This is a genomic window from Sphingomonas sp. SUN019, assembly GCF_024758705.1.
Classification (GTDB): Bacteria; Pseudomonadota; Alphaproteobacteria; order Sphingomonadales; family Sphingomonadaceae; genus Sphingomonas.
In genome coordinates this window covers 3385448-3403748 of record NZ_CP096971.1, presented here as the reverse complement: position 1 = coordinate 3403748, position 18301 = coordinate 3385448, and the positions used below count along the sequence as shown (strand labels likewise).

The 18301-nt window shown below is 66.0% G+C and carries 18 protein-coding genes; 9 read left to right on the top strand and 9 right to left on the bottom strand.

From position 1 onward, the window contains the following. Genes M0208_RS16365 through M0208_RS16350 form a run of 4 tightly spaced genes read left to right on the top strand, consistent with a single transcriptional unit; the run spans window position 1 to window position 3230 of the window. A complete protein-coding gene (locus M0208_RS16365) occupies window positions 1–1467 on the top strand; it encodes a pyruvate, phosphate dikinase (protein ID WP_258892731.1) in 1467 nt (488 codons plus the stop codon). Further along, a complete protein-coding gene (locus tag M0208_RS16360) occupies window positions 1460–1843 on the top strand; it encodes a hypothetical protein (RefSeq protein WP_258892730.1) in 384 nt (127 codons plus the stop codon). The genes M0208_RS16365 and M0208_RS16360 overlap by 8 nt, the downstream gene beginning before the upstream one ends. Continuing rightward, entirely contained in the window at window positions 1840–2418 is a 579-nt protein-coding gene (locus M0208_RS16355) for a nuclear transport factor 2 family protein (RefSeq protein WP_258892729.1), read from the top strand. The genes M0208_RS16360 and M0208_RS16355 overlap by 4 nt, the downstream gene beginning before the upstream one ends. Continuing rightward, window positions 2415–3230 (top strand): glutathione S-transferase family protein, encoded by an 816-nt coding sequence (locus M0208_RS16350; RefSeq protein WP_258892728.1) that lies wholly within the window; start codon window positions 2415–2417, stop codon window positions 3228–3230. The genes M0208_RS16355 and M0208_RS16350 overlap by 4 nt, the downstream gene beginning before the upstream one ends. On the opposite strand, the gene M0208_RS16345 is transcribed toward M0208_RS16350, so the two are convergent. The 5 genes from M0208_RS16345 to M0208_RS16325 all read right to left on the bottom strand — a co-directional run bounded on the left by M0208_RS16345 (window position 3223) and on the right by M0208_RS16325 (window position 9615). Further along, window positions 3223–4149 carry a glutathione S-transferase family protein gene (locus M0208_RS16345; RefSeq protein ID WP_258892727.1) on the bottom strand — a complete coding sequence of 309 codons (927 nt, stop codon included), beginning with the start codon at window positions 4147–4149 and terminating at the stop codon, window positions 3223–3225. The genes M0208_RS16350 and M0208_RS16345 overlap by 8 nt on opposite strands. 147 nt (window positions 4150–4296) lie before the next feature. Next, complete coding sequence (locus tag M0208_RS16340) at window positions 4297–5265, bottom strand: zinc-binding dehydrogenase (protein ID WP_258892726.1); 969 nt, start codon at window positions 5263–5265, stop codon at window positions 4297–4299. Further along, window positions 5262–6074 (bottom strand): enoyl-CoA hydratase/isomerase family protein, encoded by an 813-nt coding sequence (locus tag M0208_RS16335; RefSeq protein WP_258892725.1) that lies wholly within the window; start codon window positions 6072–6074, stop codon window positions 5262–5264. Before M0208_RS16335 ends, M0208_RS16340 begins: the two co-directional genes overlap by 4 nt. A 17-nt stretch (window positions 6075–6091) precedes the next feature. After that, window positions 6092–8590, bottom strand: coding sequence for a TonB-dependent receptor (locus M0208_RS16330; protein WP_258892724.1), 2499 nt, complete (start codon window positions 8588–8590; stop codon window positions 6092–6094). Between the two features lie 32 nt (window positions 8591–8622). Continuing rightward, window positions 8623–9615, bottom strand: a complete 993-nt coding sequence (locus M0208_RS16325; RefSeq protein WP_258892723.1) for a phosphotransferase family protein — start codon at window positions 9613–9615, stop codon at window positions 8623–8625. A gap of 430 nt (window positions 9616–10045) precedes the next feature. On the opposite strand from M0208_RS16325, the gene M0208_RS16320 reads away from it, so the two are divergent. After that, the gene (locus tag M0208_RS16320) at window positions 10046–10783 is read left to right on the top strand and encodes a helix-turn-helix transcriptional regulator (RefSeq protein ID WP_258892722.1); all 738 of its coding nucleotides are present in this window, start codon (window positions 10046–10048) and stop codon (window positions 10781–10783) included. A 132-nt stretch (window positions 10784–10915) separates the two neighbouring features. Here the strand turns inward: M0208_RS16320 and M0208_RS16315 are convergent, their stop codons facing one another. Next, window positions 10916–12100, bottom strand: coding sequence for a hypothetical protein (locus M0208_RS16315; RefSeq protein ID WP_258892721.1), 1185 nt, complete (start codon window positions 12098–12100; stop codon window positions 10916–10918). Between the two features lie 15 nt (window positions 12101–12115). On the opposite strand from M0208_RS16315, the gene M0208_RS16310 reads away from it, so the two are divergent. Both M0208_RS16310 and M0208_RS16305 read left to right on the top strand, forming a co-directional pair. Beyond that, on the top strand, window positions 12116–13285 hold the full coding sequence (locus tag M0208_RS16310) for an NAD-dependent epimerase/dehydratase family protein (protein ID WP_258892720.1): 1170 nt from the start codon (window positions 12116–12118) through the stop codon (window positions 13283–13285). A gap of 8 nt (window positions 13286–13293) precedes the next feature. Then, a complete protein-coding gene (locus M0208_RS16305) occupies window positions 13294–14079 on the top strand; it encodes a glutathione S-transferase family protein (protein ID WP_258892719.1) in 786 nt (261 codons plus the stop codon). Here M0208_RS16305 and M0208_RS16300 read toward each other — a convergent pair whose 3' ends face one another. From M0208_RS16300 to M0208_RS16290, 3 genes are read right to left on the bottom strand one after another with little or no spacing between them, the layout of a single operon-like run. Further along, a complete protein-coding gene (locus M0208_RS16300; protein ID WP_258892718.1) occupies window positions 14080–15198 on the bottom strand; it encodes a hypothetical protein in 1119 nt (372 codons plus the stop codon). It lies immediately after the preceding gene. A gap of 9 nt (window positions 15199–15207) precedes the next feature. Further along, complete coding sequence (locus M0208_RS16295) at window positions 15208–15645, bottom strand: hypothetical protein (RefSeq protein WP_258892717.1); 438 nt, start codon at window positions 15643–15645, stop codon at window positions 15208–15210. Beyond that, on the bottom strand, window positions 15642–16655 hold the full coding sequence (locus tag M0208_RS16290; protein WP_258892716.1) for a phosphotransferase family protein: 1014 nt from the start codon (window positions 16653–16655) through the stop codon (window positions 15642–15644). Before M0208_RS16290 ends, M0208_RS16295 begins: the two co-directional genes overlap by 4 nt. 37 nt (window positions 16656–16692) lie before the next feature. Between M0208_RS16290 and M0208_RS16285 the strand changes: the two genes are divergently transcribed. Both M0208_RS16285 and M0208_RS16280 read left to right on the top strand, forming a co-directional pair. Beyond that, window positions 16693–17514, top strand: a complete 822-nt coding sequence (locus tag M0208_RS16285; protein WP_258892715.1) for an SDR family NAD(P)-dependent oxidoreductase — start codon at window positions 16693–16695, stop codon at window positions 17512–17514. Continuing rightward, window positions 17511–18254, top strand: coding sequence for an SDR family NAD(P)-dependent oxidoreductase (locus M0208_RS16280; RefSeq protein WP_258892714.1), 744 nt, complete (start codon window positions 17511–17513; stop codon window positions 18252–18254). Before M0208_RS16285 ends, M0208_RS16280 begins: the two co-directional genes overlap by 4 nt. Window positions 18255–18301: the final 47 nt, after the last annotated feature.

Here is an 18301-nt window from a genome sequence, read left to right as displayed (position 1 = left end):
ATGCGCTGGACGCTGCGGCTGGACGGCGCGACCCTGCCCGATCGCGCGATGGTCGGCGGGAAGGCGTGGTCGATCGCGCGGATGCTGTCGTTCGGCCTGCCCGTTCCGCCCGCGTTCGTCGTCACGACCGAAGCGTGCCGCGCGTATCAGGAGGGCGCGATGCCTCCGGGTCTCGAAGCCGAGATCGACGCCGGACTGGAGTGGCTGGAGGAAGAAACCAGGCGGACGTTCGGGCGCGGGCCGTCGCCGTTGTTGCTGTCGGTGCGGTCGGGAGCGGCGATCTCGATGCCGGGGATGATGGACACAGTGCTGAACCTGGGCGTCGGCGACGCGGTGGAGGCGGCGTTGGCGGCGGAGACGGGGCTGCCGGAATTTGCGCGCGATACGCACCATCGCTTTCTGGACCTGTACAGGACGATCGTGCTGAAGGGCGAAGACGCGCCGCTTCCCGAGAGCCCACGCGAACAACTGATCGCGGCGGTGCGGGCGGTGTTCGACAGCTGGAACAGCCGCCGCGCGCGCAAATATCGCCAGCACAACGGGATCGACGACGCCATCGGCACCGCCGTGACCATTCAGGCGATGGTCTTCGGCAACCTGGACGACGCCAGCGGGACCGGCGTCCTGTTCTCGCGCAACCCCTCGACCGGCGAGCGCGTGCCGTTCGGCGAATATCTCGCGCGGGCGCAAGGCGAAGACGTCGTATCGGGTAAGTTCACGCCGCAGCCGCTGAGCGCGATGCAGGCGCAATCGCCGACCGCTTACGAAGACCTGCTGCGCGCATCAGAGAAACTGGAAACCGAGGCGCGCGATATTCAGGACATCGAATTCACCGTCCAGCGCGGGAAATTGTGGCTGCTCCAGTCGCGTAGCGCAAAACGCGCGCCGCTGGCGGCGGTGCGGGTCGCGATCGAAATGACCGACGAAGGATTGATCGATCAGACCGAGGCGGTCGCCCGCGTCACGCCCGAACAGATCGCAGAAGTGCTCCGTCCGCGTCTGACCGCCGACGCCACCGACGGACTGACCCCGGTGGCGACCGGCGAAGGCGCGTGCCCCGGCGTGGCGAGCGGCGTCGTGGTCGCCTCCTCCGACGAAGCCGAGCGCCGCGGCGAAGCGGGCGAGGACGTCATTCTGGTCCGCCAGACGACCAGTCCCGAGGACGTCCACGGCATGATCGCGGCGCGGGCCATCGTGACCGCGCAGGGCGGCGCCACCTCGCACGCCGCGGTCGTCAGCCGATCGCTCGGCCGCCCCTGCGTCGTCGGGTGCGGCGACGGGGTGATGGCGTTGGCGGGAACGGTCGTGACGGTCGACGGCGACGGTACGGTGTGGCCCGGCGCGCTGGCGATGGAGGTGCCGACGATCGATGATCATCCCCTGCTAAGACGGCTCGCCGATTGGGCGCGCGCGGCTGGCGATGCGCGGTTCGACCGACAGCCAGCCAGACAAGCTGCGCATGGCTGACCCGGTCACCGAGGCGCGCGCGCTGCTGTTTCAGTTTCAGCGGTCGTCGCTGAAGGCGTGTCACGTCGTTACGCAATCGTTCGAACTGTTCGCGTCGCGCGATCCTGCGATCCGCGCGCCGTCAACTTCGATGGAGCCGACGGTCGAGGCGGCCCCGGTCGCCGAAACGATCGTAGAGGCACCGCACGTGGCGACGCTCGTCACGCTCGAAGCGCCGGGCACGATCGTCGCGGCGGGGGGCGCGGTCGGGCGGATCGCCTTGCTCGACGAGACGATCGATCTGGTCAGCGACACTGGCGGCACGATCGTCGCGCATCGCGCTGCGCCGGGTACGCTGGTCGAATATGGCGAGCCGATCTTGACGATCGCTGCATGACCGTCGACGATCTGATCGCGCGCGAGGAAATCCGTCATTGCCTGCTACGTCATTTTCGTGCCGCCGACCGGCTGGATATCGAACTCGAAAAGGCCGCCTTCTGGCCGGACGGCCATTTCATCGGCGGGCCGCTCGACGGGCCGATGACCGACTTCGCCGGGCCGCTGTTCGAGGAAATGCTGCCGAAATCATTCGACCGCGTGATGCACTACATCGCCAATATGCTCATCACGCTGGACGGCGACCTTGGCCGCGTCGAACTGTACGGCGTCGGCTATCACCTGCTGGCCGACGACGCCGCGACGATCGAGGGCGTTATCGGCGCTGCGCGGTTCGACGACTTCGACCGCGACAGGAGCAAACGGTACGAACTGCTCGTCGGCGTGCGCTATGCGGTCACGATGCAGCGCCGCGACGGCGAATGGCGCATCCTGACGATGCAGCCGATCGTCGAATGGACGCGCGTCCAGCATCATGCCGGAATCGTCGACGGCGGTCTGCCCTCGGCGATGCCGACGATCCCGATGCGTGACCGCAGCGATGCGAGCTATTTCGGCGGCGACTGGCGGCCGTGACGCTGTTCCTTTGGGAAACGCCGCTTTCCCCGTTCGTGGAGAAAGTGAAACTCGCGCTGCGCGAAAAGGGCCTGCCATTCGAAGGGCGCATCCCCGGCGGAATCGGGGTCGGCGTGTCTGCAGAACTGGTCGTCGCGAATCCGCGATCGGAGGCCCCGGCGCTGGTCGACGGCGACGTGACGATCTTCGATTCGAGCATCATCCTCGACTATATCGAGGACAAATGGTCCGATCCGCCGCTGCGCGCCGCGACGGCAGCGGGCCGCGCGCGGGCGCGGATGATCGAGGAGGTGTGCGACACGCATTACGAGGCGATCAACTGGGGGCTGTACGAACTGAACTTCTTTCGCCGCGGACAGGCGCAGGGCATCGCCGGCGAACTGCTGGCTGCGGCACGGGCGGACACCGCGATCCTGCACGACTGGCTGGAGCGTCAATTGGGCGAGGACGACTGGTTCGGGGGCGCGGCGTTCGGAATGGCGGACATTGCGGTCGTGCCATTCGTCGCAGGATCGGCGCTGCATGGCATCCGGCTTGATCAGGGTCGCCCGCTCGGCCGCTGGTATGCGCGGATGTTCGAGCGGCCGTGCGTGGCGGAGACGTTCGCGCAGTCGCATGGCGATCTGTCGCTGATCAACAGCGTGGCGGACGTGCTCGATCAGGGCCTGCTGAAACGCCACTACCGCGACCATCGCTTGGAATGGATGATCCGCGCTGGGGGGCTTTCGGTGGTGACCGATGGGCTGGCGGCGGACAATGTGCGCTTTACGGACCTTTCGCGGCTGCAGGATCAGTCGCGCCTGGCTAGGTGAGTTCCCCCGCGCTGCGCGGCAGATGCACGACGACGTCGCCGACCTCGGGTGCGGACCACAGCACCGCGATCCTGCGCGGGTGCGCTTCGATGAGTTCGCCCGCCAGCTCGATCGGGCTGTACGCCGCCCATTTCACGCGCACGCGATCGCCGGGTTGCGGTCCTTCCGCAATCGTGGATACCGGCGCGATCGTCGGTGTCGCAGCGCGGGCGACGGCCAATGCCCCCGCGCGATCGATCGGATGCCGCCGTCCATGCCCGATCGCGGCGACACGGATCATCCATGCGGCGATCGCCGGATAATCGTCCGGAATGCGTTCGTTCCCGTTGCGGCAGTGGCGCAGGAAATCGAGCGGGAAGTAGAAGGAGATGTCGGCGAGATCGGGCGCATCGCCGAACAGGAAAGATCGACCGTCGGCCAGCTGCCGTTCGAGCAGATCGAGCTGCGCGCGCAACAGCGGCACGTTGACGGACAATGCGGCGCGCATTTGCTCGACGTCGTAGATGCCCGGCAGCATCTGTTTCCGGTCAGCGTCGAAATCCGGCCGCGTCGTCGATTCGAACCCCGATCCGCAGACAATCTGCACGATCAGCCAGAACAGATTGTCCTCCGCCCAATAAGCGAGCCCGCGTCCGATCCCTGGGCCGCTCGCACGCGTCAGAGACGGTTGAGGGACGCGCGCCTCCAGCTGGTCGAGCACGAGCTCGCTGCCGCAATAGATGTCGGCCCCGACCTGCAGCACGGGGATCTGCCGATACCCGCCGGTCAGTGCGGCGAGTTCGGGTTTGGGCAGGATCGTCGAATGATCGCAGGCGAACCATTCGGCGCTCTTGAACCCCAGCATCAGCCGCGTCTTGACCGAGAAGGCGGGCTCGCGGCTGTATTGGTGGACGATCAAATCGGTCGGGCCGGCGAGCATGAAAATCACTTCCTACGGCAGATGCTTAACAAAGGCCCTCCCCTTCAGGGAGGGGTTGGGGTGGGGTCCATCCACGAGCGATCCGCCAGCGGAGAGACCCCACCCCCGGCCCCTCCCCTGAAGGGGAGGGGAGCAGCGCGGCGCGTGTCATGGGATCAGCAGCACGCGTCCGAGCGGTCGGTTTTCCTCGACGAAGCGATGCGCCGCTGCCGCCTCGGCCAGCGGGAAACTACGCTCAATCGGCATCGTCAGTTCGCCCGTCGCGGCGCGCGCGAACAGCTCTTCGATCATACTCCGCCCGCGCGGCGTCCCCATTTCGATCCCGAACAGGACGCCGCGGACGGTCATGTTCTTCGGCACGATATCCCAGAACGCAACCGATGGGGCCGATCCGCTTGCAAGCCCGACCACCGACAGCCGTCCCTTGTACGCGACGGTCGAGATCAGCTTGGACACCGCCGCCGCATCGCCGCCGACGAGGTCGACGACTAGGTCGGCCCCCCTGCCCTCGGTCAGCCGCAGCACCTCCGCCGCATAGTCGGTCCGGTCATAGGTGATGACGTGGTCGCACCCCAGCGCCTGCAACCGCGCGGGATCGACCGACGATGGCGCGGTCGCGATCACGGTCGCGCCGGCCGCCTTGGCGAGCTGGATCGCGGCGATCCCGACGCCGCCAGCGCCGCCCTGGATGAATACGGTCTCCCCGGCCTTCAGCCCGCCAGCCTCGAACAGCGCTTCGTCCGCGGTCCCGAACGCGACCGGCATCGTCGCAGCGATGCCGATGTCGAGCCCGTTGGGCACGACGAAGGCTGTTGCCGCAGGAGCCAGAAACTTTTCCGCGTGTGATCCGGCGAAGTTGAACGCCGCGACGCGGTCGCCAACCTTCAACTGCGTGACCTTCGCCCCCACCGCTGCGATCCGCCCCGCCGCGCCATAGCCAACGATATGCGGAAACGTTTCGACCGGCAGGATCGAGCGGTTGAGCAGGTCGCCGCCCTCCAGACTGATCGCCTCGACGTCGATCACCACGTCGTCCGGCCCCGCGACCGGATCGGGCATGTCCTGATACTGCAGAACCTCGGGCGCGCCCTGTTCGTGGATGACGGCGGCCTTCATGGCGAGATCGCCGCGTTCTTCGTATAGTCCCAGCCCTTGCCTTCGAAGAACGCGGCGGTCGGGCCGAACCACGTCTGCGTCGCCATCGCCTCCGGCACCGCGATCGCCTCCACCGCCTCACCCTCGGTCAGGCTTTTCTGCCAGATCGCGCGGAGGCATTCCTTGTGCCATTTGACCGACACGGGCGCGCAGCGCTTCAGCCGGTCGGTGACGTTCTGCACCTGCGCATCGAGCGCGGCGCGATCGGGCAAGGATCGCGTGACGAGGCCCCATTGCTCCGCGGTGCGCCCGTCGATCTCTTCGCCCAGCAGCAGGAATTCCTGCGCCTTGCGATGCGGAATCAGCCGCCCGGCCCATTGGGTGCCGCCCCAGCCCGCGACCAGCCCCAGCGTCACCTCGGGAAAGCTGAACCGCGCCGCATCGGTGGTATAGACCAGGTCGGACCGGCACAGCAGTTCCAGCCCGCCACCCAATCCTCCCGCCGCCGCGACGCCGATCACCGGCACGTCGAGCGAGGCGATGTTGCGCCCCAGCCCGTGCCCAAGGTCGATGATCCGGCGGTAATCGGCGCGCGTCAGGTCGGGCCAGTCCTTCCCCATCTCCCCCAGCATCACCGCGCCGTTATGAAAGCCGTCGCCGCCCGCATCGATCACGACGCAGCGGATCTGCGGATCGTCACGCACGCGGTCCATCGCCTCGCCCAGTTCGGCGATCACCGCCATACTGACGCCCTGCCGCGTGTCGGTGTTGACCTTCGTCAGGCGCAGGATGCCGTCGTCCAGATGTTCGTCGATGTGACGATCAGCCATCGTCCGCTGCTCCCGCCTTAGAAATCGTAGCCGAAGGTGATGCCGTAGGTGGCCGGCCGCTGCGGATAGCGCACCAGTTGGTCCTGCCCGGCGACGACGTTGGTCCAGTAATATTGGTTGGTCAGGTTCTTGCCCCAGACCATCGCGCGCCACCCGGCGTCGGAGCGTACGCCGACCTGCGCATCGACCGTGACGTAGTCGTTGATCTCGAACCCGCGCGCCAGATTGCGCTGCGGATCGAAACTGCCGCCGATCGCGGCGAAGGTCTTGCTGCGGTGGTTGACCTGCCCCGCCAGGAAGAAGCTCATGTCGCCCGAGAGCGGCGTTTCGTAGCGGCCGTTCGCGCCAATCTGCCACTTCGGGGTGAACGGGATGACCGTACCCTTGAAATCGGCGACGACGCCGCCCGCGTTGATGCCGGTATATTCGTCGATCTCGGATTCGATATAGGTCACCGCCGCGCCGAAATTCCACCCGCGCGCGGGCGTCACGTTCGCCTCCAGCTCGAACCCCTGGATGTGAGATTTGGGCACGTTGTTCAGCGCATCGATGATCCCGAAGATGGGATTGATATCCTTCGTGCGGAGCTGCTTGTCCTTGTAATCCAGGTAGAAAGCCGCGCCGTTGATCGTCAGGCGGCGATCGTCCAGCTGCGCCTTGAACCCGGCTTCATAGGCCAGGATCGATTCCTGCACGACCGGCCTGAACTGGAAATCGATCGCGGCGTTGATGTTGCCGAACCCGCCCGCCTTATAGCCCTTCGACACGTTGGCGTAGAGCAGCAGTGTCTCGGTCGGCTTGAAGTCGATACCGCCGCGCCACGAGATATTGTCCTCGTTGATCTCGGAGGTGAACAGCCCCGGCTGCCACGGGCCTTGCTGATTGAGGTTGGGGTTGCGCGGATCGGGATCGTTCAGGTTGAAGCAGCCGCCGGGCAAGATGTCCGGGTAGGTGTTCCCCGGCGCGAACAGGTCGGCGAGCAGATCGAACAGCCGGTTCGCGCCGCCGACCCGGAAATTGCGGTTCGCGGGGCCGCCGTCTGGGGTCAGCGTGCCGTCCACGTTGCAGATGTCGGCGCGGCGTTCGGCCTTCGTGTAGCGCACGCCGCCCTTGATCGAGAATTGGTCGCTGAGATCGAGTTCGCCGTTTGCGAAGACGGCGTAATTGCGCATCTTCTGGTCGCTGAAATTCTCGCTCGATTCGATCTGGAACGGCGGCACCTGATTGTTGCCGCCCGATCCGTCGCCGTAGACGATGTTCTCGCGGTAGAAGACCTTGTCGCGGCTGTAGTTCGCACCGACGATCCAGCGGAAACTGCTGGGACCGACGTTGGCCAGCCGCAATTCCTGCGAGAAACTGGTGATCTTGCCGCGGAAGAAACGCAGGTCGATGTCGTCGAAATTGATCCCGTCCTGATCCAGCGCGCCGCGCTGCTTGAAATCGACATACGACGTGATCGAGGTCAACTGGACGCCGGGAATGAATTCCCAGTCAGCCCGCAGCGACGCCTGCGCGAAGCGCAGGTTGCGGAACATCCGGTTGTTTTCGCTCCAGTCCGCCGCACGCGGTTTGTTCGGGGAGAGCGGGTAATTGCGCACGTCGTCCGAGACGTTGGTGATCGCCTGCTGATTGAACTGCGAATATTGCACCGCGGTCGGCTGGTTCTTGTCCTTCCAACCATTCAGGTTCAGCTCGAAGCTGATCGTGTCGGTCGGCGCCCAGTCGACCAGCAGGCGGCCGGCGTAATTCTCCATCCGGCCGTTGCGATCGCCGGGGCGCGTGTAGCTGTATTGCCACGGCCCGCCGTCCTCGACCCGTGCCGCCAGACGCGCGCGCAGCGTGCTGGACAGCGGCCCGCTGACATAGGCGTTGCCGATGATCTGGTCGAACCGGCCATAGGTGGCGTCGAACCCGGCGTGGAATTCCGCGGTCGGCTTGTTGGCAATATAGTTGATCGCGCCGCCGGTGGAGTTCTGCCCGAACAACGTGCCCTGCGGACCCTTCAGCACCTCGACCCGCTCCAGATCGAACGCGGTCAGGTTGGTCAGCACCGGAAACGGCAGCGGCACCTGATCGAGATAGACGCTGGTCGTCGGATACGATCCGAGCGAGGTGTCGTAGAAGCCGACGCCGCGGAGGTTGTACACCGGCGTGTTGTTGGCGCTGTTGACATAGGACAGGCCGGGAACCGCGGCGGCCAGGTCGGAGAGCGACTGGATGCTGCGTTCGGCCAACGCCTCGCTGCCGATCGCGGCGATCGTCAGGCCGACCTTGTTGATGTTCTCCTCGCGCTTCTGCGCGGTGACGATGACGTCGGCGCCGAGATAGTCGGGCGAGGTGCTGGTCGTGCTCTGAGGTTGCGGCTGCACCGGCGCGCCCGCCAATGGCTCCGGGCTGGTCGGGGTCTGCCCGCCGCCCGCCGGATCGTTGTTGGTCTGCGCCGCCACCGGTGCGGCCGCCGCGATCAGCAGCCCGATCGCGGAAATCGAACCGAGCAACATGGTCTTGCGTGACATGGTTTGTACCCCCTGTGTCGGCATGGTTCGCGCTAGAGCCTGTCGGCGCGCGCGAAGAGTATCGCGAGCAGTTGCGCCATCCCGCGGCCCCAGGCGGCGTAGCGTTCGTCCTTCGTCTGGCCGGATTCGTAGAGGTGGATGCCCCAAGTATTGATCGCGCAGATCTTGGCGAAGGCGAGCACCATGTAGCGGTCGAGCCCCGCGGCCGATCGCCCGGTCTTCGCCTCCCACCGCGCCGCCATCTGTTCCGGCTGGAGCCAGCCCGGCAGGTCGAGCCCGGCCGACGCCAGCGGCTGGTTGTAGAGGCACAATGCCCAGCCGAGATCGTGCAGCGGCTCGCCCGTATGCGCCATCTCCCAGTCGAGCATCGCGACCAATGTCCCGTCGGGCCGCCACATCATGTTGCCGATCTTGGGATCGCCGTGCACCGGGGTCGGATCGCCCGAGGTGGGGAGCGGATCGTTCACGAAATTTTCGAGCAGCGCGATCAGCTTGGCGTCGCCGTTCGGCACCTGCGTCATCTTCAGGCACGCCTCGGCATAGTCGCGCGTGCTGACGTGCGGTTCGGGCATCTCCGCGGCGGGGCGATCGTGGAGCGCCGCAATGGCGTTGATCCACTGCGTGCTCATGGCGGTGCGCTGTTCGTCGGATGCGTCGACCAGCCACTGCGGCGGGGCGTATTCATATTCCTCGCCCTTCAGCGCCTCCATGACGAAGAAGGGATCGCCCGCCACCGCGGGATCCTCGCACAGCTCGTACACGGCGGGGACGGGCGGGCCGTCCTTCATCCGCCCGACCGCGGCCAGCACGCGATGCTGTTTCGCCATGTCATACGGCGGCAACAGCCCACCCTGCGACGGCGGCATTCGCAATACGCGGTCGATCCCTTCGAGGTAGAAAGTCTCGTTCGAATGCCCCGCCGACAACACGCGCAGCCCGGTCATGTTGTCGCCATCGGGCAGCCACGCCGCGATCTGCTGTCGCAGCTGATCGAGATCGCGTTTGATATAGGCGTGCTTCGACATTCGACCCTCTCCACTCCGACCGCGCTGACCCCGAGTCGCAATCGATCTTCTTATTTCGACGGACAGAATTGTCTTACACCTTTGGCCTATTCTCCGCGTGAGATCGCCATCGGCTCATTTCGCCATCGTTACTATCGTCGTTTCGCATACACTGTTGTTATATAGTGTTTTTATATATCATATTCGCCCTGCAGGCGTTGCAATGAACCATTTGACTGCAATCCGCGCTGGCGGGATATCGACGGATTTCCGTCAGGTTTTTCGAGGTAGAACGCGCACGGAAACTTTACTTGCCGCATCGTTTCCCACATGATCCGTCCGTCAGCCGTAAGCTGCGCACGGCCATAAAGGCCGGCGCAGCGGCATCGCGGTGATGGCGTCGTTCCCCCCGATCCGGGAGCCGCGTCCGGAGGAGAGGACCGATATGCAGATGAGCGACGCCATCGGCGACTATGCGCGCAACCTGGCGCACGATTGCGATATCGACAGCACCGTCGCGTTCATCGCCGACAAGACCACGCCCGCCACGCGATTGTTCTACCTCGGCAATTACGGCGTGCAGGACGAGGTGCTGGATACCTATCTCGGGCACCGCATCTGCGACGTCGATCCGTTCACCGACACGCTGATCAACGAAGCCGACAGCGTCGGCGATGCCGGGTTTCGCGTGCCCAATCAGCCGGAGATCATGCGCTGCGGCGCGCGCGCGGACGATTACTGGCGTTTCGTGTCGCACCGCGACATCGACGTCGTCGGCGCCTCGACGCTACGGCTGCAATCGCGGCTGTATCTGACGATCGGCGTGCATCGTTCCGGCCATCGCAAGCGCCGCGCGGGCGTCCCCACCGAACGGCTGGGCCACCAGATCGGCGTGCTGCAGGACAAGATCGCCACGAACCTTTTGTCTTCGCTGTTGACCAGCGGCGCGGGCTATCGCTCGCTCGTCGCGCTGTTCGCGCCGACCGTGAACAAGGAGAAACCGAACCTGTCCGCGCGCGAAACCGATATCGCCCGACTGGTATGCGAAGGCCGCCAGAACAAGGAGATCGCCTGGCTAGCCAGTCTGTCCGAATATACCGTCGAGAACCATCTGCGGCGGATCTACCAGAAACTCGGCATCCACAACCGCGCCGCGCTGGTCGCGCGGATGAACCATCTGGTGGTGTAGCGGGCGCACTCTTTTCCAATCCTCCCCTGCAAGGGGAGGTGGCAGGCGAAGCCTGACGGAGGGGTGTCTGCCTATCGAGAGGTCGACACCCCTCCGACGCTACGCGCCATCTCCCCTTGCAGGCGAGGATTGTCAGACCAGCGAGTTTTCTCGCGTCAGGCCCAGCGCCGGGTCCGCGCCGTGGATGATCGTTTCCATGATGCCGTGTCCGGTCATGTCGCCTTCGGTCACGCGGATCGGGCAATCGCGGAGCTGGTGGATGCGTTGCAGGGTCGGGATGTCGAGCGTGTCGGCCACCGCGTCGCCCTCCACCTCCAGCGGCCCCTTCCACGAGCCGTGCTTCTTGCCTTCATACCCGAGGTATAGACCCGGCCCGAGGTGAACCGCGGACGGCCCTGCGACCTCGACCTCGACCGTGCGCGTCCCGCCCTGCAGCATGTCGAAATGCACGCGGCCGCCCTTCAGCCGTCGGGTGCGGTCGTCGAAGGCCAGTTCGGGGCGGACGCGCCCGACCTTTTCCTGCGTGCCGTCGGGCAGGTTGCGATAGCCCGACGAATAGAACACGTGCCCGCGCTTCGACATGTAATAGAAATGATACGCGACCTGCTCTCCGTTCGGATCGGTCAGCAGGAACGGGCTCCAGATCAGCACGAATTCGTCCTTGCCGAACGCCGCGCCGCCGAAATCGGTGGTCGGCTTGATGTCCGCCGAATGCTGCCCGACGTCGAGCCGCGTGCCCCAGCTATGATCGCGCACCTCGCACCATTCGTCGGGGACGATGTCGATCCGCTCGCCCTCGATCTCGATCCACCCGCTCGGGCGGCCAAACTGGTGATATCGGATGACGTCCGATCCGATGCGAAAACCGTCGGGTTCGCGCTGGCGGTGGCGATCCTCGAAGAACGGCGGGAACGCGGCGTCGAATACGATGTCGTACGCGATCGGCTGCACGTCGTTCTTCGCCAGGCTGAAGCGCAACCGCTGGAACGGCTCCTCGATCGCATAGGTCAGCGGCCCGACGGTCAGCTCCATCGGATCGTCGCGCAGTTCGCGGCTGGCGCGGACGGTCCATTGCTGCGTCCCGCGCGCGACCGCGGCCCAACCGTCCATCACCCCACGGTTGTGGTACCGCCCCAGCCCGAAATCGACCGCCAAGCTGCCGTCCTTCTTGACCAGCGCGGTCCAGATCTTTTCGGTCCAGCTATGTTCGGATGTTGCAACCGCGGTGAAGGTGTCGGCGATCTGATGGTTGAGATGTTCGTCGAGCGCGATCAGCTGCCCGATATCCTCCATGCCGTGCCGACCGAAATTGCGCATATCCGGGTCTCTCCAATGATCCGGATCGGTGATGCCGCGCTGGCCGGGGGCGGGCGACGGACGGAATTCCGTCCCTTGGGTTCGGGCAGCCTGAAAGCGCATCGATTGAGGCATGGCTCGATGGGGGTGACGATGAAGGTGCTCGTGATGGGCGGCAATCGCTACATCGGGCTCCAGCTCGTGCGCGAACTGGTCGCGCAGGGCCACGACGTGACCGTGTTCAACAGCCACGAAGCGCCGCTGCCGCCGGGGGTGCGGCGGTTGCACGGCGATCGCCATGCACCGGGGGTGCTGGACGCGGTGCTCGGTCCGCTGCGCGACGATTTCGACGCGGTGTTCGACAATACGTCCTATACGCCGGAGCATCTGGTTCCGATGATCGATCTGTTCCGCGGGCGCGTGCGGCATTTCGTCTTCACCAGCTCGATCGCGGTATATGAGATGGCCGCCGCGCAGCCGATCGACGAAAGCAGCGCGGTGGGGCGCGATGCCGCGACCGCGCTGTACGGGGCTTACGCCGCGGGTAAGGTGCAGTGCGAGGATTTGCTCGCGCGCGAACACGCCGCGAACGGATTTCCCTTCACCAGCCTGCGCGTCAGCCACAGCTGCGGCCCGATGAGTCCCGCGGTGTCGCGCGAGCCCGGTACGTTCAAGCGGCTGGAGGAGGGCCGCCCGCTGCTGATCGCGGGCAAGGTCGAGGCGATGGTCCATTTCATCAACACCCGCGACGTGGCGCGCGCGCTGGTCGCGGTGCTGGGGAAAGAGGCCGCGGTTGGCCAGATCTACAATGTCGCGGGCAAGCAATTCTGCAGCATCGTCAATTACATGCGGCTGATGGCCGAGGCGGTGGGCGTTGCGCCGGACATCATCGTCATGCCGAACGACCTGCCCGCCGATATGCGCTCCCCGATCGTGCATTGGCTGGAGGCGAGCCGTGGCAGCATGGTGTTCTCGATCGACAAGGCGCGGCGCGATCTGGGGTGGGAACCGCAACTGACGCTGGCCGAGGGGCTGGCCGATTCCTACGCATGGTTCGTGGACGGCGGACGCGAGCGGTACGAATACGACTTCTCCGCCGACGATGCGGTGCTGGCCGAACTCGACCGGCGCGGCGGCATTCCCATGGAGGACGGCCCCGAACGCACCGTATTCCGCGCGCAGCTGTCGACGCTGAAGAACATGTGAGGTCCGCGATGATCCTCTACGATCACCCGTTGTCACCCTATGCGCAGAAGGTGCGCATCATGCTGCGCGAGAAGGGCGTGGCGTTCGATGCGCGCATCCCCGATGGTCTCGGCAGCGGCGACGGCCGCGGATATGCTGCGCACAACCCGCGGCTGGAGGTGCCTGCGCTGGTCGTCGGCGACACCACGATCTACGATTCCAGCGTCATCCTGGAATATCTGGAGGACGTTCATCCCGAGCCTGCATTGCGCCCAGCCGACCCGCTCCGCGCCGCGCAATGCCGGATGATCGAGGAGGTGTGCGACACGCATTTCGAGGCGATCAACTGGGGCCTGGGCGAACTGCGCTTCTTCGGGCGCGGCAACGGCATTGCGGAGGATTTGCGGCGCGTGGCGGCGGAGGAGACCGCAGTCCTGCACCGCTGGCTGGAACGGCAGATCGATGCCAGCGGCTGGCTGAGCGGCGACGCTTATGGCTGGGCCGATCTGGTCGCGGTGCCCTATGTCACGATGTCGCAGATCTTTGGCGTCGGCCCCGCGCCGGATACCGCGCTGAACGCCTGGATCGACCGCGTGATGGCGCGCCCCGCGGTAGCGACGACGATCGGCGAGGCGGCGGCATCGGTCGCGGGGATGGAGCATTACGTCGGGCTGCTCGACAGCGGCGCGTTCCGCCGCCAGTTCCGCGATCACCGCCTGGAATGGATGATCCGCGCGGGCGGGATGCAGGTCGTGCTGGACGGGATCGCGAAGGACAATGTCCGGTTTACCGACCTGGCGATGTTCGACCGGTAGTCACGTCGGATCGAGGAACCCCGTCAGCCCGTATCGCGCGTGCGGGCCGGTGATGTATTGCTCCAGCGCCCCTACCCCGACCTTGTCGCCGCACGTCGCGCGGACGACATGCTGGACGTGCAGGTAACGCGGCGCGTTCAGGTCCAGGTCGTCGATATTCCAATGTTCCAGCGTGTGCGCTTCCTCGCCCTTGTAAAAGCCGTGGCCCCATTCGGGATGATTATAGCCGGTGCCGATCATGTGATAGCGCAGCAGCGGTTCCAGCACGAACGTCTCGGTGCGCCCGTCGGGATAAAGCGTGTCGATCTCCGCCCGCTCGATCATCCGCGATCCTTTAGCAAAGGTCAGGCGGTGATCGCCGCACACCACTTCCTCCACTTCGTCGGCCAAGGGATCGAAGCGGGTTTCGACCGGGTGCGTCGGAAAGACCTGCGCGAATTCCTTCCAGCGCTTGCCGTCGGCATATTCGTGCTGCCCCCAATGCGTGCAGCGATCCTGCCAGTGGAGCGGGGCCCACAGCCAGAAGAATTGTTCGGGCTGGTCGCGCGCGATCCCCTGTTCGCTCTCCCCGGTCCAGCGCCAGCCCCATGAGCGGTCTTTGGTGCCATAGGTCGTCGCGGGGTCGATCTCCTGGCGTTTCCCGTTCACCTCGATCCAGCCCTCCCACCGGCCGAACTGGCTGAACCTTTTCATCTGCGCGACGGTGCGCACACCCTGCTTCATGTGGTCGGCGGGCTCCTCGTGCGTCACGGTGCTGGCGTGGAAGGTCAGGTCACAGGTGAAGCCGGTGTCGTTCTTCTCCACCGTCACCCGCACCGTCCGCATCGGCTCGACGATCTCGTGCCGCATCGGCCCGGCGTACAGGTCGGTGCGGTCCCCACGCAGCCGGCGCGAGGCGCGGAAGCTGTCCTGTGTACCATCCTTGCGCACGATCGACACCGCGCCATCCATCACCTCGCGATTGGGATAAGCCGCAAAGGCGACGCCGATGTAGAACTCGCCGTCGAAATCATAGCCGTTGTACCAGTAACGCGCGTACATATTGCGCTCGCTGGACGCCATATACGACAGCGGCTCGGCGGTCTGGTGGATGGGATAATCGTCCATCAGGATCAGCATCGAACGCTCCTAAAAATTGGCCGAGGCGATGCGGCGGCGGTCGGTCGAGCGGCGCAGCTCGGCCCAGATCGCATCGTTGATCGCCGCCGCATCGGCGCATTGCTCGACCGTCGCGTGCAGTTCGATCAGCGCGGCGCGCAGCGCGTGGTTCGTCGCCTCCAGCGCGTTGAGGTGCAGGTCGTCGTCCTCGCCCGCCGCCAGTTCCGCGATCCGCGCGCCGAGGTCGCTCCCCTCGACCAGGGCCGCCGCATCGCGAAACAGTCCGCGGATCGCGCGGTTTTCCTCGACGCGCATCGCCGCCGCGCCGTCCCACTGGTCCGCCACCATCTGCAGCATCAGCCCGATCATCGACACGCTGTTGGCGTCGAACCCGGTCAGCTGCGGCGCGATGCGGGTCAGCAGCCGCTGCGAATGGTCCGTGAGGACCGCGGCGATGGCCGGGCTCACAACCGCCCCATCGTTTCGAGCATCGCGCGGTTCTGCGTATTCTGCAGCCACCAACTGGCGTAGCCCAGGATCACGTCCTTGTTCTCCGACGTCGTCCACACGTTCGCCGCCGACACCCAGAGCGCCTGCGCCTTCACGTCCGAAAACAGCTCGTACCAGCGCAGACGCGCCGGATCGGCGGTCAGGCCGCTGGCTTTCTCCCAGATCGCGATCACCTGTTCGCGCGGGGCGATGCCCGACCGGCGATCGTCCTTGCCGAAGCAGAAACCGCGGTTGATGCTCCACGCCAGATCCTCGAGCGGATCGCCGAGGTGGGCCATTTCCCAGTCGAGGATCGCGCGCACCGTTGCGTCGTCGTCGTAGAGGAAGTTTCCCGCGCGGAAATCGCCGTGGACCATCGCCAGTTTCTGCGCAATCGGCAGCGTCCGCTCCAGCTCGCGCGCCGCCGCTTCGAAGATCGGGTCGGGTCCGCTCGCATTGGCGCGGAACTTCGCCACCCACAGGTCGAGCTCCTGTTTCGCCGCGCCCTCGATTGTCGCGGGCGGCATGAAGGACAGGTCCAGCGTCGCCACATCGACCGCGGCGAGCGTCCCCATCATGCCCCACATCTGTTGGGCGATGCGCGGCAGCCTGTCGGCCCAGGCGGGTTCCTGCAGCTGATATTCGCTGTTGTGGAACCCGCGCAGATCCTCCGCGATCATCACCGCGCCGCCCAGCTTGGCGGTATCGGTCTCGAAATGGATCATACGCGGGACGGGGACGCCGTGGCCGTGAATCGCGCGGTAGCTTTCGTATTCGGTGCGCGCGTCGGTGCCGACCAGGCTGGCCGGGGGATCGCGGCGCAGGATCAGCGGCAGCGTTTCCGCGCCGTTCACGCGCACGTCGAGCCGGTAGGTTTCGCGCGACGCGCCGAGCGGCAGGCGGTCGAGCCGCGTCACCTCCGCCGCGGTCCACTCCGGGATGGCGGTCGTCAGGTAGCGTGAGAGCAGGTCTGGCGTCAGCTCGATCATCTCGGCGAGAGGATCGCGATGCGGACACGCGTGTCCAATGGACGGAAACTCGTCCCTGTCGGCGCGCGCACGCGAAATCCATTTCCCGGTATTATTTCGGGAGATGGGGCCGATGGAGGGCAAGGTCGCGCTGGTGACGGGCGCGCTCTCGGGAATCGGACGCGCGACTGCGGTGGCGCTCGGCGCGCGCGGCGCGAAAGTCGTCGTGTCGGGCCGTCGCGATGCCGAGGGTGAGGCGCTGGTCGCGGAGATCGCCGACGCGGGCGGAACCGCGTCGTATTGCGGCTGCGACGTTCGATCGGAGGACGAGATCGCCGCATTGGTCGCGCACGCCGTCGACCGCTTCGGGCGGCTCGACATCGCGGTCAACAACGCCGGAACCGACGGGATCGCGGGCCCGATCACCGAACAGACCGCGGAGAATTATGCCGACGCATTCGACATCAACGTGCGCGGCACGCTGCTGGCGATGAAGCACGAAATGCTGGCGATGCAGGCGAGCGGCGGGGGCAGCATCGTCAACCTGTCGTCGACGATGGCGTTTCGCGGGCGGCCGGGCCTGGGGCTTTATTGCGCCAGCAAGCACGCGGTTGAGGGGCTGACGAAGGTCGGCGCGATCGAGGGCGCGCCGATGAACATCCGCGTCAACGCGATCGCGCCGGGACAGATCGACACGCCGATGCTCGACCGCGTCGCGCTGAAGGTCGGCGGCAAGGATCATATTGCGGCAGGGCCGCCGATGAAGCGGCTCGGCACGTCTGAGGAAGCCGCCGAACTGATCCTGTTCCTCGCGTCCGACGCCGCATCCTACATCACCGGTCAGTCGGTCGCGATCGAGGGCGGGCGGTTGGCGCTATGACGCTGGTGGGGATGCTGGACGGCAAGACCGCGTTCGTCACCGGCGGCGGCAGCGGGATCGGCCGCGCGACGTGCATCGCCTTTGCGCGCGAGGGGGCGAAGGTGCTGGTCGCCGACCTCGACGGTGCAGAGGAGACCGCAACCGCGATCGGCGGCGACGCTTATGCGGTCACACTCGACATCACCGATCACGTAGCGGTCGACGCGGCGGTGGACGGGCTGGTCGCGCGCTGGGGACGGATCGACATCGCGTTCAACAACGCCGGCATCAATATCGAGAACAAGCGCGATCACTGGGACCGGCTGGACCTGTTCGACAGGACGATGGAGGTGAACGTGCGCGGCATGATGATCTGCATGATCGCCGAGTTGCGCCACATGGCGCCCGCGCGATCGGGCAGCATCGTCAACACCGCGTCCACCGCCGGATTCTCGGGGATAGCCGGGCCGGGCTATGTCGCCAGCAAGCACGCCGTCGTCGGCCTGACGCGGTCCGCCGCGCTGCGTTATGCCGAGGAAGGCATCCGCGTGAACGCTTTGTGCCCCGGCGCGACGTTCGGGGGCATGATGAGCAAGCGCCACGATCCTGAATCGCTCAAGGTGAAGGCGCGCGCGAACCCGGTGAACCGCATCGCCGATCCCGAGGAGTTGGCCGAGGCGGTCGTCTTCATGGCCTCCGACCGGGCGAGTTACATGACCGGGCATCCGATGGCGGTCGACGGCGGCTTCCTCGCCGCCTGATGTCAGAGGCCCGGGCGAGGTTCCTCAATCCTCCCCCGCAAGGGGAG